At 69.1% G+C, this 15572-nt stretch carries 8 protein-coding genes; 2 read left to right on the top strand and 6 right to left on the bottom strand.

Annotation, left to right across the window (positions count from 1 at the left end; genetic code table 11):
- Nucleotides 1-115 precede the first annotated feature (115 nt).
- The 3 genes from OG568_RS14450 to OG568_RS14440 form a co-directional block, all read right to left on the bottom strand.
- Nucleotides 116-1645, bottom strand: a complete 1530-nt coding sequence (locus OG568_RS14450) for a helix-turn-helix domain-containing protein (RefSeq protein ID WP_329531837.1) — start codon at nt 1643-1645, stop codon at nt 116-118.
- A gap of 125 nt (nt 1646-1770) precedes the next feature.
- Nucleotides 1771-1968: a DUF4236 domain-containing protein gene (locus tag OG568_RS14445; RefSeq protein WP_329531836.1), complete on the bottom strand. Its 198-nt coding sequence runs from the start codon at nt 1966-1968 to the stop codon at nt 1771-1773.
- 119 nt (nt 1969-2087) lie between these two features.
- A complete protein-coding gene (locus OG568_RS14440) occupies nt 2088-2948 on the bottom strand; it encodes a helix-turn-helix transcriptional regulator (protein WP_329531835.1) in 861 nt (286 codons plus the stop codon).
- Between the two features lie 138 nt (nt 2949-3086).
- On the opposite strand from OG568_RS14440, the gene OG568_RS14435 reads away from it, so the two are divergent.
- Together OG568_RS14435 and acnA are read left to right on the top strand one after the other, a co-directional pair.
- Nucleotides 3087-3623, top strand: coding sequence for a GNAT family N-acetyltransferase (locus tag OG568_RS14435; RefSeq protein WP_329531834.1), 537 nt, complete (start codon nt 3087-3089; stop codon nt 3621-3623).
- A 335-nt stretch (nt 3624-3958) separates the two neighbouring features.
- Nucleotides 3959-6673 (top strand): aconitate hydratase AcnA, encoded by a 2715-nt coding sequence (gene acnA, locus OG568_RS14430; protein ID WP_329531833.1) that lies wholly within the window; start codon nt 3959-3961, stop codon nt 6671-6673.
- Between the two features lie 77 nt (nt 6674-6750).
- Here acnA and OG568_RS14425 read toward each other — a convergent pair whose 3' ends face one another.
- From OG568_RS14425 to OG568_RS14415, 3 genes are all read right to left on the bottom strand, one after another.
- Nucleotides 6751-7752: a response regulator transcription factor gene (locus OG568_RS14425; protein WP_329531832.1), complete on the bottom strand. Its 1002-nt coding sequence runs from the start codon at nt 7750-7752 to the stop codon at nt 6751-6753.
- 58 nt (nt 7753-7810) lie between these two features.
- Nucleotides 7811-11473, bottom strand: a complete 3663-nt coding sequence (locus OG568_RS14420; protein ID WP_329531831.1) for a S8 family peptidase — start codon at nt 11471-11473, stop codon at nt 7811-7813.
- A 276-nt stretch (nt 11474-11749) separates the two neighbouring features.
- Complete coding sequence (locus OG568_RS14415; RefSeq protein WP_329531830.1) at nt 11750-15418, bottom strand: S8 family peptidase; 3669 nt, start codon at nt 15416-15418, stop codon at nt 11750-11752.
- Nucleotides 15419-15572 lie beyond the last annotated feature (154 nt).

Raw genomic sequence — 15572 nt, 5'->3', positions numbered from 1 at the left:
AGGTGCTGAAAGACAACAGTGATCAGTGGAGGGTCGTGAAGGTGGGTATCCGCAGGTCAGCTGGCATGTTGAGGTGTCGTGCCCCTTGCCTCCGAGGGGCACGACACCGCGCCGTTCAGATGTCCCGGAACGTATCGATCTGCGCTCCGATGGAGTTGAGCCGCTCGGCCAGGTCCTCGTAGCCGCGGTTGATGACGTACACATTGCGCAGCACGGACGTACCGTCCGCCGCCATCATCGCCAGCAGCACGACCACGGCGGGCCGCAGCGCGGGCGGGCACATCATCTCGGCGGCGCGCCAGCGTGTCGGGCCCTCGACCAGTACCCGGTGCGGATCGAGGAGTTGCAGCCGGCCGCCGAGGCGGTTCAGGTCGGTCAGGTAGATGGCCCGGTTGTCGTAGACCCAGTCGTGGATGAGGGTCTTGCCCTGCGCGGAGGCCGCGATGGCCGCGAAGAAGGGCACGTTGTCGATGTTCAGGCCCGGGAACGGCATCGGGTGGACCTTGTCGATCGGCGCCTCCAGCTTGGAGGGCCGTACGGTCAGGTCCACCAGCCGTGTGCGGCCGTTGTCGGCGAAGTACTCCGGCGTGCGGTCGTGGTCGAGACCCATCTCCTCCAGTACCGCGAGCTCGATCTCCAGGAACTCGATCGGCACTCGGCGCACCGTCAGCTCCGACTCGGTGACCACCGCGGCGGCCAGCAGGCTCATCGCCTCGACCGGGTCCTCGGAGGGGGAGTAGTCCACGTCCACGTCGATGTTCGGCACACCGTGCACGGTGAGCGTGGTCGTGCCGATGCCCTCCACCCGTACACCGAGCGCCTCCAGGAAGAAGCACAGGTCCTGGACCATGTAGTTGGAGGAGGCGTTGCGGATGACGGTCACGCCGTCGTGGCGGGCGGCGGCGAGCAGCGCGTTCTCGGTGACGGTGTCCCCGCGCTCGGTCAGCACGATGGGCCGGCTGGGGGAGACGGACCGGTCGATCTGGGCGTGGTAGAGCCCCTCAGTCGCGGCGATGTCGAGCCCGAACCGCCGCAGCGCGATCATGTGCGGTTCGATGGTCCTGGTACCGAGGTCACAACCGCCCGCGTACGGCAGCTTGAAGGTGTCCATACGGTGCAGCAACGGGCCGAGGAACATGATGATGGACCGGGTCCGGCGGGCGGCCTCGGCGTCGATCGCCTCCATGTCCAGCTCGCTCGGGGGCACGATCTCGAGGTCGACCCCGTCGTTGATCCAGCGGGTGCGGACACCGATCGAACCGAGTACCTCCAGAAGGCGGTAGACCTCTTCGATCCGGGCCACCCGGCGCAGCACCGTGCGCCCCTTGTTCAGGAGCGTCGCGCACAGCAGCGCGACACACGCGTTCTTGCTGGTCTTGACATCGATCGAGCCGGACAGACGACGTCCGCCGACCACGCGCAGATGCATCGGACCCGCGTAGCCCAGCGAGACGATTTCGCTGTCCAGGGCTTCACCGATTCGAGCGATCATCTCAAGGCTGATGTTTTGATTGCCGCGCTCGATGCGATTGACGGCGCTCTGACTTGTGCCGAGTGCCTCCGCGAGCTGCGACTGAGTCCAGCCCCGGTGCTGCCGGGCGTCACGGATGAGCTTGCCGATGCGTACGAGGTAGTCGTCTGCCATGGCGCGACCGTATATCTGTTGTGAGATAAAGAGAAACGGAGCGCATCCGTCCGAGTAGTGGGCTTCAGCACACCTCGCACACAGGGGAGTTCGGGCCCGGCGCCACCGCGGCACGGCGACTTCGGTCAGCGTTCCCGCCGACGCGTCGTGCGCCGCCAGTCGAACGGGCCCGGCAGGTCTATCGAGGTCGTACGCCGGCCGGTGCTGCTGCGGGTGTGGTGCGGGCCGTGGTGGCCGCCCGTGGTGATGGACCACGAGCGCCGGTTGATGTTCAGCCGCACCCCGGGAAGGATGCGGAAGCTCTTGCGGAACGTGAGAGGCATGAGTGCTCCCCCTTACGGCAGTTCACGGCTGTTTGTGTCGGTTTACTACGCCGACTGTGGCGCGTCCGGTTCCCAGTACCCCGAAGTGGGCGATGGTTGCCTGTGAACCCCCGGCGAGTTCAGCCTCGTTCGGCCGTTCCGCGCTCCATGAGCGTCTGGGTGCCGATGACCCCGAGGAGGGCGACCTGTTCGGCGTCCCGCGTTCCCGGCTCGGCCGTGTAGACCATGATGCGCAGGTCGCTGCCCACGACGCTGAGTACGTCGCAGTCGAGCGTGACGGGACCCAGCTGCGGATGGTCGATGGTCTTGTGCGAGGTCTCGTGGTGGCCCACGGCCTCGGACTCCCACAGCTCGGCGAACCGGTCGCTGTTCGCGCGCAACTCCTCGACCAGGCGCCGCAGCCGCTGGTCCGCCGGATACCGGCGCGCGGTCGCGCGCAGGTCGGCGACGATGGTGGTCTCGAACTCGCGCCGGGCCTCGGGGGTGTGGCGGACGTGGGTGCCCGGGCCCACGAGGTTGCGCCACACCGCGTTGCGCTCGTTGCCGCGCCACCCGGACGGGTCACCCATCAGGGCCGCGTACAGCGGGTTGGCCAGCAGCAGGTTCCACGCCGCGTCGAAGACCGCGACGGGCGTTCCGGTCAGGCGGTCCAGCATCCGGTGCACGCCGGGGGTGATGTGGGCGGGCACGGTGCCGCGTCCCGGCGGGACCAGTCCGGCGAGATGGAAGAGGTGTTCGCGCTCGGCGCCGGACAGCCGCAACGCCCGGCCGAGAGCCTCGACGATCTGCTCCGACGGATTGCTCGCCCGGCCCTGTTCGAGACGGGTGACATAGTCGACCGAGATCCCGGCCAGCAGCGCCAGCTCCTCGCGGCGCAGCCCGGCCGCGCGCCGGTGTCCGCCGACGGGGAGCCCGGCCGCCTCGGGGGAGACCCGGTCCCGCCAACGTCGAACCGTCCGCCCGAACTCCGTACTCGCCATGCCACCACTGTGCACCGGTTCGCCCGCCCGTGCCTGGTACTGGCGATGCCAGGAAGACGCGCTGTCCCACCAGGGCTCGCGAAGCCGGCGAACAGCTCTGGTGGGAACTGCTGATCGTGGCGATCGCGTCAGACGGTCATGACGACTTCCCGGAGCTCGCTGCGAACCGCGAACCTCGACGACCTCGACGCGATCACCGACCTGCATACTCGGGCGCGCACCGCGTACTACCGGGCGGGCGGATGGTCGGAGGCGGAGCTCACCTCTCCCGAGGCGCGTTCTCGTAGGCGGGAGGCGTGGATGGGCGCGGTCCAGGACGACGTCCGGACGGTGCTGTGCGTCGAGCGGGACGGTGAGATGGTAGGCATCCTGGCGATGGGCCCTCCGCTGGATGCTGACGTGGACGCCGCGGTCGTCGGCCAGCTGTACCAAATTCACGTCGAACCGAGTCGTTGGGGGCAGGGGATCGGCGGCCGACTGCACGCGGCATTCGTGCAGTTCCTTCGCGATGCGTCACTCGTCACGGGGGTGCTCGAAGCGTGGGAGCGCAACAGCCGAGCCCAGGCCTTCTACGCCCGACACGGCTGGAGGCCCGATGGGCGCCATCGATCCGGTCCGGGCGGCGCGAACTACGTCAGGCTGCGCCTTGAGCGCACCGGATCACCGCAGGTCTGAGCCCGGCCGGCCCCGAACCGCACCCCGGTCCCATGGGCGACCGCCGACGCGGTGCCGCGCGACCGCAGGGAGGGCGCGGGAGCGGTGCCTCGGGAAGACTGGGACTGCCCCAGGTCCACCAAGACGGTGCCACAGCATGCCGGGCATGACCGGTGGGCGCCCATGTACTAGAGTTATCTCGACATCGAGATATCTGCCGAGGCGCACCGCAGTCGCACGCCGTCATCGGGTCCGGCGGTAAGGGTTACCTAACTTAGCCTTACCTTAGCGGATCGGCCAAGACGTCGTGGCGGCAGGATGCGGTGGGAACGCGCACATCAATGAAGGAGACTGTCGTGTCGGCGAACAGCTTCGACGCCCGCAGCACGCTGCAGGTGGGCGACGAGTCGTACGAGATCTTCCGGCTGGACAAGGTGGAAGGCTCGGCTCGCCTTCCGTACAGCCTGAAGGTGCTGCTGGAGAACCTGCTCCGTACCGAGGACGGCGCGAACATCACCGCCGACCACATCCGGTCCATCGGCAACTGGGACTCCCAGGCGCAGCCCAGCCAGGAGATCCAGTTCACGCCCGCCCGCGTGATCATGCAGGACTTCACCGGCGTGCCCTGTGTCGTCGACCTCGCCACCATGCGCGAGGCCGTCAAGGAGCTCGGCGGCGACCCGGCGAAGATCAACCCGCTGGCCCCGGCCGAGCTGGTCATCGACCACTCCGTCATCGCCGACAAGTTCGGCACGAACGACGCGTTCGCGCAGAACGTCGAGCTGGAGTACGGCCGCAACAAGGAGCGCTACCAGTTCCTGCGCTGGGGCCAGACCGCCTTCGACGAGTTCAAGGTCGTCCCGCCGGGCACCGGCATCGTCCACCAGGTGAACATCGAGCACCTGGCGCGCACGGTCATGGTCCGTAACGGCCAGGCGTACCCCGACACCCTCGTCGGCACCGACTCGCACACCACCATGGTCAACGGCCTCGGTGTGCTCGGCTGGGGCGTCGGCGGCATCGAGGCCGAGGCCGCGATGCTCGGCCAGCCGGTCTCCATGCTCATCCCGCGCGTCGTCGGCTTCAAGCTGACCGGTGAGCTCACCCCGGGCACCACCGCCACCGACCTCGTGCTCACGATCACCGAGATGCTCCGCAAGCACGGTGTCGTCGGCAAGTTCGTCGAGTTCTACGGTGAGGGCGTCGCCGCCACCTCCCTCGCGAACCGCGCCACCATCGGCAACATGTCGCCGGAGTTCGGCTCGACCGCCGCGATCTTCCCGATCGACGTAGAAACGATCAAGTACCTCAAGCTGACCGGCCGCAGCGAGCAGCAGCTCGCGCTCGTCGAGGCGTACGCCAAGGAGCAGGGCCTCTGGCTCGACCCGGCCGCCGAGCCCGACTTCTCCGAGAAGCTGGAGCTCGACCTCTCCACGGTCGTCCCCTCGATCGCCGGCCCGAAGCGCCCGCAGGACCGCATCGTCCTCGCGAACGCCGCGCAGCAGTTCGCGCGGGACGTGCGCAACTACGTGGACGAGGACGACGAGGCGGGCAAGGAGTCCTTCCCGGCCTCCGACTCCCCGGCCACCACCAACGGCGTACCGACCCGTCCGACCATGGTCACCGCCCCCGACGGCTCGACCTACGAGATCGACCACGGCGCGGTGACGGTCGCGGCCATCACCTCCTGCACCAACACCTCGAACCCGTACGTCATGGTCGCCGCCGCGCTCGTCGCGAAGAAGGCCGTGGAGAAGGGCCTGACCCGCAAGCCGTGGGTCAAGACCACCCTCGCGCCGGGCTCCAAGGTCGTCACCGACTACTTCGACAAGGCGGGGCTCACCCCCTACCTCGACAAGGTCGGCTTCAACCTCGTCGGCTACGGCTGCACCACCTGCATCGGCAACTCCGGCCCGCTGCCGGAGGAGGTCTCCAAGGCCGTCAACGACCACGACCTCGCCGTCACCTCGGTCCTCTCCGGCAACCGGAACTTCGAGGGCCGGATCAACCCCGACGTCAAGATGAACTACCTGGCCTCCCCGCCGCTGGTCGTCGCGTACGCCCTCGCGGGTTCCATGAAGGTGGACATCACCAAGGACGCGCTGGGCACCGACCAGGACGGCAAGCCGGTCTACCTGGCCGACATCTGGCCCTCCGAGGCCGAGGTCAACGACGTCGTGGCGAATGCCATCGGCGAGGACATGTTCAACAAGTCCTACCAGGACGTCTTCGCGGGCGACGCCCAGTGGCAGGCGCTGCCGATCCCGACCGGCAACACCTTCGAGTGGGACCCGCAGTCCACCTACGTCCGCAAGCCCCCGTACTTCGAGGGCATGGCGCACGAGCCGTCCCCGGTCACCGACATCGCCGGTGCCCGGGTGCTCGCCAAGCTGGGCGACTCGGTCACCACCGACCACATCTCCCCGGCCGGTGCCATCAAGGCCGACACCCCGGCCGGCAAGTACCTCACCGAGCACGGTGTGGAGCGTCGTGACTTCAACTCCTACGGCTCGCGCCGAGGCAACCACGAGGTCATGATCCGCGGCACGTTCGCCAACATCCGCCTGCGCAACCAGATCGCGCCGGGCACGGAGGGCGGCTACACCCGCGACTTCACCGTCGAGGGCGCGCCCGTCGCGTTCATCTACGACGCCTCGCGCAACTACATCGAGCAGGGCACCCCGCTGGTCATCCTGGCCGGCAAGGAGTACGGCTCCGGCTCGTCCCGCGACTGGGCCGCCAAGGGCACCGCGCTCCTCGGCGTCAAGGCCGTCATCGCCGAGTCGTACGAGCGCATCCACCGCTCCAACCTCATCGGCATGGGCGTCCTGCCGCTCCAGTTCCCGGAGGGCGCCACCGCCGAGACCCTCGGCCTCACCGGCGAGGAGACCTTCTCCTTCACCGGCGTCGAGGAGCTCAACAACGGCACCACCCCGCGCACGGTGAAGGTCACCACCGACACGGGCGTCGAGTTCGACGCGGTCGTCCGCATCGACACCCCCGGTGAGGCGGACTACTACCGCAACGGCGGCATCATGCAGTACGTGCTGCGCAACCTGATCCGCAAGTAGGGATCCGGTACGGCGGCCGGGCCGCGCTCCTCTTCGGAGGGGCGCGGCCCTTCGCATGCGAGGGCACGTCCGCGCGCCTACACCCAGCCGCGCTGCGCCGCCCGCATCCCCAGCTGGAAGCGGCTCGCCGTGCCCAGCCGCTCCTGCAGATCGCTCACCCGGCGGCGCAGAGTCCGCAGGCTCACCCCCAGGTGACGGGAGACCGCTTCGTCCTTCATCCCGGCGGCCAGCAGCCGGGTCAACGTCCGTTCGTCCTCGGTGAGTTCACCGTCGGAGACCGGCTGGCCGAGCGGGGTCGCCTGCTGCCAGGCCAGCTCGAAGAGCTTCTGCAGGGCCTCGGTGACCGCCGAGTGCCACACCACGACGGCACAGTAGCCGCCGGCCGCGGAGGCGGTCAGCGGCAGCAGCGCCCGGCATCCGTCGACCACCAGCAGCTTGAGCGGCACGGTCGGCAACACCCGGGCCTGCTCGCCGAGTTCGACCATACTCAGGGCGCGGGACAGGACCTTCGGATCCTCCAGGCCGGTCGCCGCGTAGATCCCCCGAGAGACGATTCCGCGGCTGAGCAGATCGGCCTGGAGATCCACCTGCGGAGCGGGCGGGGCGAGATACGGCGGTGTGTCGAAAAGGCACACCTCGTGCTCCGCGCGCGCGTACATCTCCTCCAGGCGTGCCGCGATGGCGCCCTCGCCGGAGGCCACCTCGATCAGCCGGGTCGGCTCCTCGCGAAGCAGCCCCGCCTCGTACGCGGTCGCCATCTCCTCGGCGGTGGAGGCCAGCAGTTCGGACTCCGTCTCGCGCCGCCGGATCAGCGCGCGGACCGCCACCCGGGGGTCGACCGCCCGTAACCCGCCCATGGAGTCCGGTGGTTGCAGCAGCCCGAGCGTGAGCAGCCGGTTGCAGGCCTCGCGGACCCGGGCCGGGGAGGCACCGGTCAGCAGCGCCCAGCCGGCCGCGCCGGCGTCGGGCTGGTTGAGGATGGCCTGGTACAACAGCTCGTCGAACGCGGAGACCCCCACCGCGGCCCAGGGGCTCGCGGCAGGGGTCTCCCTTGCCGTGTCGTATGCCGTGTTCACCATGGCCCGGCACGGTAGACGATCTTTGTTAAGGATTTTCGCAACGTTCGGCTGTGGTCGTCTACTTCAGGCCGAACGCCCGTACGACCGTCTGGTCGACGATGTTGCCGTCCCGGTCGCCGGCCCGTACGCGCAGCGACACGAACCGGGCGTCCTTCTTCGGGTGCTTCAGCTCCGCCTTGCCGTGCTTGACCTCCACTTCCTTCCACGAGGTGCCGTCGTCGTAGGAGACCCAGGCCTTCAGGGAACTGGCGGTGACACCGCCCGACTGGTTCCGGACGGAGAGGCCGAGCTTCGACGTGTGTCCGGCCTCAGCACTGTTGAGAAGGTCGATCCCGGCCACGTCGTAGTCGACCGAGAGCAGCCCGAGCGCCGTCTGCTGGTCCGTGTGCGCCGAGGCGAAGGACCATTCGGTGTGGGTGCCGGTGGAGTACGGCGTCCAGTCGGCCGTGCGCTGCGTGTCGAGCACGAGGCGGTACGAGGACTTCGCCGCCGGGACGGTGAAGGTGCCGTAGCCGCCGAGTGCGGTGTCGCCGACCAACTGCCCGTCCGCGTACAGCTTGCCCTTCGCGATGTCCTGGACGTTGTTCGCGTATCCGTAGTGACCCGGTGTGGCATCGCTCAACTCCAGTACACGGAGGGTGAGTTTGTCACCGGTGCGCTGGGAGAGGCCGGCCTGCTGAGCGGTCGCCGGGCGGACGACCTGGCCCAGCCAGTCCTCGGCGGGCTGCCTGCCCGCCTTGTCGAAGGTCCGCACGGTACCCCACTGAGGCTGGTTCGCCCCCCAGTTGGGATAGACGGCGTGCCAGATCCGGTTGTCGGAGACGTTGTAGTACTCGGTGCGCTCCGTGCCGAGTTGCACGTTGGTGGTGGTCGCGATGTCGGCACTCTGCCAGGGGCGGTACCGGTACACGGCGTCCTTGCCGACATCACCGGCCCGGGACCCGTGGTAACGGACCGTCTGCTTCACCGTGTTGGAGCTGTTCAGGTTGTACGTCTGGTTGGCCGAGACGGCTCCCACCTGCGGGAACATCACGTTGTACACATACGGACTGACCGGAGTGCCGGCCAGCTTCAGCTTGACCTTCTTCCCGCTCTTGAGCAGCGTCCCGAGCTTCGCGCCGTCCTCGCCGGTGGCGATCATCAGCGGGATGGTCGTGCTCTTCGCCCAGGCGATCCAGTACCCCGGCGTCTCGCGATAGGCGAGGACGTAACCGGCCCCGGCCGCGGTCGCGTTGGCCAGTGCCTCGTCCGGTGTCCCATTGGCGCCCACCCGGACGACCGCCACCTTGCCCTTGACGTCGAGTCCCGCGAAGTCGGCCGCGGTTCCGGTGCCCGCGTCCACCGCGCGCACCGTGTGGTCACCGCTGACCTTCACGGGGAGACCGATGTCGGTCTGCGCGTAGTCGAGGGGCAGCGCGTACTTCTCCGGGCCGGTGACGCTCGCCGTCAGCTCCTTGGCGTACAGCCGGAACTTCGAGGAGAACTCGAACATGCCCTGGGTGACCTTCTCGGTGGGCGCCACGTAGATGTGGTCGGTCCACCAGCCCTGGCTGTAGGTCACCCCGAAGCCGGTGCCCGGGCCTTCCCGGTGCCAGTTCGTGCTGAAGCCCTGGAACTCGGAGTCCTCCTTGGTCTTCGGCTTGATCTCGACCGCCTTGCGGGCGTCGAGGACGACCTCGGTGTCACGGTCGACCTTGATCTCCGGATCGCCGACGACCGAGGTGTTGACCTCCAGTCCGGCCGCGTCCCGCTGCGAGATCCAGGACGCCGTGGAGTACGTACCGGCCGGCACCTTGAAGGTGTAGCTCTTGCCGATGTACCCGTACGTGTCCGGGTAGGCGCCGTTCAGCTCCTGCAGCATGAAGATCGACGACGAGGTGGTCGGCTTGCCGTCACGGCCCAGCAGCGACACCTTCAGGTCGTAGGTCTTCGGCAGCTTCTCGAAGCCGATGGCGGTGGTGACGAGGACACCGTCGGCGCTCGCGGTGATGTGGCCCGTGTACCGGCCCGTCGCCTCCTTCGCCGGGTCGACCGTGACCGCGACGGTGGCCGTGCCCTTCGCCGGGACGGTGACCGTGTCCGCGTTCGGTGTGGCGTCGTGAAGTGACGAGGACACCTTCAACTCCACCGCTTTGTCGATGGTGTTGGTGTACGTGATGTCCTTGCCGGCGGCCGCGGTGTCGGTCTCCTCGTACTTGCCGAAACTCAGCGTCGGGGTCGCGAAGACGCCCTGGTTGACGGCCCGTACGGCGTCCACCCGGCCGTCGCCCTGCTCGAAGACGTCGGCGTCCGGCATGGTCTTCGCCGTGGTCGCCAGCGCCTGCTTGATCTGCTGGCCCGTCCAGTCGGGGTGGGCCTGGGTGACCAGCGCCGCGGCGCCCGCGACATGCGGGGTGGCCATCGACGTACCGCTCGCCGTCGTGTAGTAGTCGTCGACCGGCGTACCGCCAGGCATGCTGGTGCCCGCGGCGCGGGCCGCGGTGATGGCCACGCCGGGTGCGGTGATCTCCGGCTTGACCGCGTAGTCGCCGGCGCGCGGACCGCGGCTGGAGAACGACGCGAGCTTGTCGGACTTGTCCACGGCGCCCACCGTCAGCGCCGAGTCGGCGATGCCCGGGGTGCCGACGGTCTGCTCGGACGGGCCGGAGTTGCCCGCCGCGATCACGAAGAGGGTGCCGGTGGACGCGGACAGCTCGTCGACGGTCTCGCTCAGGATGTCGGAGGGGCCGGTGGCGTCACCGCCCAGCGACATCGACACGATCTTCGCGCCGGATTTGGCCGCCCACTCCATGCCCGCGATGATCCAGGAGTCCTGGCCGTGGCCGGTGTTGTCGAGCACCTTGCCGACGCGCAGTTCCGCGCCCGGCGCCACGCCCTTGTACCGGCCGCCGGAGGCCGCGCCCGAGCCGACGATCGTGGACGCCACATGGGTGCCGTGACCGAAACCGTCCTGCACCGTCTCGCCCGGTACGAAGCTCTGCGTCTCGGCGATCTTCCCCGCCAGATCCGGGTGCCCGGTGTCCACGCCGGTGTCCAGGACCGCGACGTCGACGCCCTTGCCGTCGTAGCCCGACTTCCACACCTCGGGTGCGCCGATCTGCGGCACGCTGACGTCGAGGGACGCCTGTACCTTGCCGTCGAGCCAGATCTTGTCGATGCCCTCGCCGAGTTGCTTGGCGGCCTTGGTGGTCGGTTCGGTGCCGAGAGCGGGGGCGATGTCGGCCCAGAAGGAGGTCGACTTCTTCGCGCTCAGCGCGGCCCCGTCGATCGCGGGCAGCTTGAGCGTCCGGCGTGCGCCGTCGGGGGTCGCGCTGCCGCTCTTGTATGTCGCGATCACCGGGGTGGTGCCGGTCTTCGCGTCCGTGTATCCCTGCTTCACCAGCTGGGTGACGTTGAACAGGGCCGGGTCGAGACGGCCCGCCTTCACCAGCGGGATCGCGTCCGCTGGCAGGACACTGACCTCGCCGTCGCGCTCGGTCGACAGGAAGGTGGCGGCCTCTCGGCCCTTGCCGCGCTCGATCTCGACGGCGGACTTGCCGTCCGGCCCGGTGGTGACCGAAACCGTGTCGCCCGTGATGAGGGTGACGGTCTGGGTGGTGCCCTGCGCCGTGCCCGATGGGGCGTCCGGCGAGGGGGTCGGGGCCGCTGCCGAGGGCGCGACCGCACCCGCGAGCAGAGCGGCGGCGCCTGTCATGGCCCAGAGGGCGTGGAGTCTTCGCATCTGTGGGCTTTTCCTTCCCTTGAGAGACCTGGTGAGGTCTGGACCACTGTGCGGGCCGGGGGAGAAGGGGCTCAAGGGATTCCTGTGGCCGGGCCGTGCCAATGCCTTCTTCGGCCAAGGGAGTTGGCGACCGCGACGCCGCTCGGACGGCTGCGGCACCAGCAGTCGCGGGTCCGGCGGAGGCGTCCGTCGAAGGCGAAGACCCCCACCGCGAACCAGGGGCTCGCGGCAGGGGTCCCTCTCGTCAGGCCTGTTGCACGGGTGTTGAGCGGTGGTCTACTTCAGGCCGTAGGCCCGTAGCACGGTCTGGTCGATCTGGTTTCCGGCACTGTCGGAGGCCAGCACCCGCAGCGACACGAACTCCGCTCCCTTCGGGTGCTTGATCTCAGCCCGGCCGTGGCGGACCTTCACCTCCTTCCAGGACGCGCCGTCGTCGTACGACACCCAGGCCTTGAGCGAACCGGCCTTGACGCTCCCCGCCTGGTCCCGGAGGGAGAGTCCGAGCTTCGTCTTCTTCTTGGCCTCGGCGCGGTTGAGCAGATCGAGCCCGTGCAGGTCGTAGTCGACGGAGAGCACCGGCAGCGCCGTCTGCGTGGTCGTGTGCGCCGAGGCGAAGGACCACTCGGTGTGCGTGCTGGTCGAGTACCGCGCCCAGTCGGCCCTGCGCTGGGCGTCGAGCACGAAGCGGTACGAGGTCTGCGCCGCAGGGACGGTGAAGACGCCGTACCCGCCGATGAGCGAGTCGCCGACCAGCTGTCCGTCCGCGTACAGCTTGCCCTTCGCGGTGTCCTGCGTGCCGTCCACGTATCCGTAGTGGCCGATCGTGGAATCGCCGAACTCGGGCACGGATATGGTGAGTTGGTCACCGGTGCGCTGCGAGGGGCCGTACTCTTCGCTGCTCACCGGGCGGACGACCTGGCGCAGCCAGTCCTCGGTGGGTGCCGTGCCCGCCTTGTCGAAGGTCCGCAGCGGACTCCACTGGCCCTTGCTCGCCCGCCAGTCGGGGTAGACGACATGCCAGGTGCGGGTGTCGGGGTCGACGTTGTAGTACTCGGTGCGCGAGGTGCCGAGTTGCATGTACTGGCCGCTGTCGACGCCGAAGAGCTGATAGGGACGGAACGTGTACGCGGTGTCGAGGCCCATCCCGCCGGCCTGGGAGCCGTAGTAACGGGCCGTCTGCTTCACCGTGTTGGAGCTGTCGACCTTGTACGTCTGGTTCGCGGAGATGGCACCCTTCTGCGCGAACAGCACGTTGTAGACGTACGGACTGACCGGCGTTCCGCCCAGCTTCAGCGTGACCTTCTTGCCGGTCCGCAGCAGGCTGGTGAGCTTGGCGCCCTCCTCGCCGGTGGCGATCATCAGGGGCACGGTGGTCGCGTGGTCCACGGCTTCGAGCCAGAAGCCGGGTTTCTTGCGGTAGGTGATGAGATAACCGGCCCCGGCCGCGGTCGCGTTGGCCAGGGCGGCATCCGACCGCTCGGTCGCGCCGAGCCCGACCACCGCCACCTTGCCCTTGACGTCGAGCCCCGCGAAGTCGGCCGCGGTGCCGCCGCCCGCGTCGACCGCCCGCACGGTGTGGCTACCGCTGATCTTCGTCGGGAAGTCGTTGTACGTCTGCGAGTAGTACATCGACAGCGGAAGCTTCTCCGGGCCGACGACGCTCGCCGTCAACTCCTGCGCGTACAGGCGGAACTTGGAGTAGAACTCGAAGCTTCCCTGAGTGACCGGCTTGGTCGGCGCCACGTAGATGTGCTTGGTCCACCAGCCCTGGCCGTAGGACATCCCGAAGGAGCTGCCCGGCCCTTCGCGGTGCCAGGAGGTGGTGAAGCCCTTGGACTCGGAGTCCTCCTTCGTCTTCGGCTCGATCTCCACCGCCTTGCGGGCGTCGAGGGTGATCGTGGTGTTCCCGTCGACCTTGATCTCGGGATCGCCGACGACCGAGGTGCCGACGGCCACGCCGCCCCCGTCGCGGTCGTAGATCCAGGTGCCGATGGAGTACGTGCCGGCCGGGACCCGCCAGGTGTTGGCGGCGGTCATGAATCCGTACTGGTTGGAGATCGCGCCGTTCAGCTCCTGCATGGTGTACAGCGCGGATCCGGTGATCGGCTGTCCGTCGCGGCCGATCAGGCTCACCTTCAGCTCGAACGCCTTCGGAGCCTTCTCGAAGCCGACCCCTGTGGTGACCACAACGCCGTCGCCGCTCGCCGTGACGTGACCCGAGTACCGGCCCTGGTCCTCCTTCGTGGGGTCGACGGAGACCGGGACGGTGGCGGTGCCGTGCGCGGGCACGGTCACCGAACCGGCGCCGGGCGCGGCCTCGGCCAGGGTCGAGGCGAGCTTCAACTCCACCGCCTTGTCGGTGGTGTTGGTGTACGTGATGTCCTTGCTGTCGATGCCGGTGGCGTCGTCGTCGTACGTGCCGAAGCTCAGCGTCGAGGTCCCGAAGACGCCCTGCTCGACCGCCCGGACCGCGTCCACCCGGCCGTCGCCCTGCTGGTAGACGTCCGCGTCCGACTGCGTCCTGGCGGTGCTGGCCAGGGACTCCTTGATCTGCTCGCCCGTCCAGTCCGGATGTGCCTGTGCCACCAGCGCCGCCGTGCCCGCCACATGCGGGGTCGCCATCGACGTACCGCTCGCGGTCGTGTAGTAGTCGTCGACCGGCGTGCCCATGGAGGTGCCGGAGGCGCGGGCCGCCGTGATGTTCACGCCCGGCGCGGTGATCTCCGGCTTGACCGCGGAATCACCCAGGCGCGGGCCACGGCTGGAGAAGGACGCCAGGTGGTCCGACTTGTCCACCGCGCCCACGGTCAGCGCCGAGTCGGCGATGCCCGGCGTGCCGACGGTCTCGGCGGAGGGGCCCGCGTTGCCCGCCGCGATGACGAACAGGGTTCCGGTGGACGCCGAGAGCCGGTCCACCGTCTCGCTCAGCGGATCCGAGGGACCCGACGCCGTACCGCCCAGGGACATGGAGACGACCTTCGCGCCGGAGTGGGCGGCCCACTCCATGCCCGCGATGATCCACGACTCCTGGCCGTGTCCGGTGTCGTCGAGGACCTTGCCCACCGCCAGTTCCGCGCCCGGCGCCACGCCCTTGTACCGGCCGCCGGAGGCCGCGCCCGAGCCGACGAGGGTGGAGGCCACGTGCGTTCCATGGCCGAATCCGTCCTGTATCCCTTCGTCGGGCACGAAGCTCTCGGACTCCGCGATCCTGCCCGCCAGGTCCGGGTGTCCGGTGTCCACGCCGGTGTCCAGGACGGCGATCTTGACGCCCTTGCCGTCGAAACCGGCCTTCCACACGTCGGGGGCGCCGATCTGCGGGACGCTGACGTCGAGGGATGCCGAGACCTTGGCGTCCAGCCACAGCTTGTCGAGGCCGTCGCCGAGCTGCCGGGCGGCCTTCGCGGTGGGGGAGGTGCCGGGGGCCGGGGCGATGTCCGCCCAGAACGTGGTCGACGCGGTCGACTTCCGCGCGCTCAGCGCGGCGCCGCCGATACCGGGCAGGGCGCGCGTCCGGCGCGCGCCCTCGGGGGTCTCGGCACCCTTCTCGTAGGTGGCGATCAGCGGGATGGCGCCGGTCTTCTCGTCGGCGTATCCCTGCTCGACGAGTTGGCTGATGTTGAAGAGGGCCGGGTCGAGGCGGCCCGCCTGGACGAGCGGGATCGCGTCCTCGGGGACGACGCTGACCTCGCCCTTCTGCTCGGTGGTCACGAAGTTGACGCCTTCGCGGCCCTTGCCGGGCCGGACGTCGGCGGCGTACTTTCCGTCCGGTCCGGGGGTGATGGAGACGGTGTCTCCGGTGATGAGGGTGACGGTCCGGGTGCTGCCCTGCGCCGTGCCCGATGGGGCGTCCGGCGCGGGGGTCGGGGCCGCTGTCGAGGGTGCGACCGCACCCGCGAGCAGAGCGGCGGCGCCTGCCATGGCCCAGAGGGCGTGGAGTCTTCGCATCTGTGGGCTTTCCTCCCCTTGAGAGACCTGGTGAGGTCTGGACCAGCGTGCGGGCCGAGCACGAAGGGGCTCAAGGGATTCCTGTGGCCGGGCCGTGCCAATGCCCCCTTCGGTCAAGGGAGTTGATGGTTTTCGCGGGTGGCCCGGCGAGCCG

Origin of the sequence: Streptomyces sp. NBC_01450 (genome assembly GCF_036227505.1) — a bacterium.
Taxonomy (GTDB): Bacteria; Actinomycetota; Actinomycetes; order Streptomycetales; family Streptomycetaceae; genus Streptomyces.
Note: the sequence above shows the minus strand (reverse complement) of the source record. Positions and strands in the feature narration are given on the sequence as shown.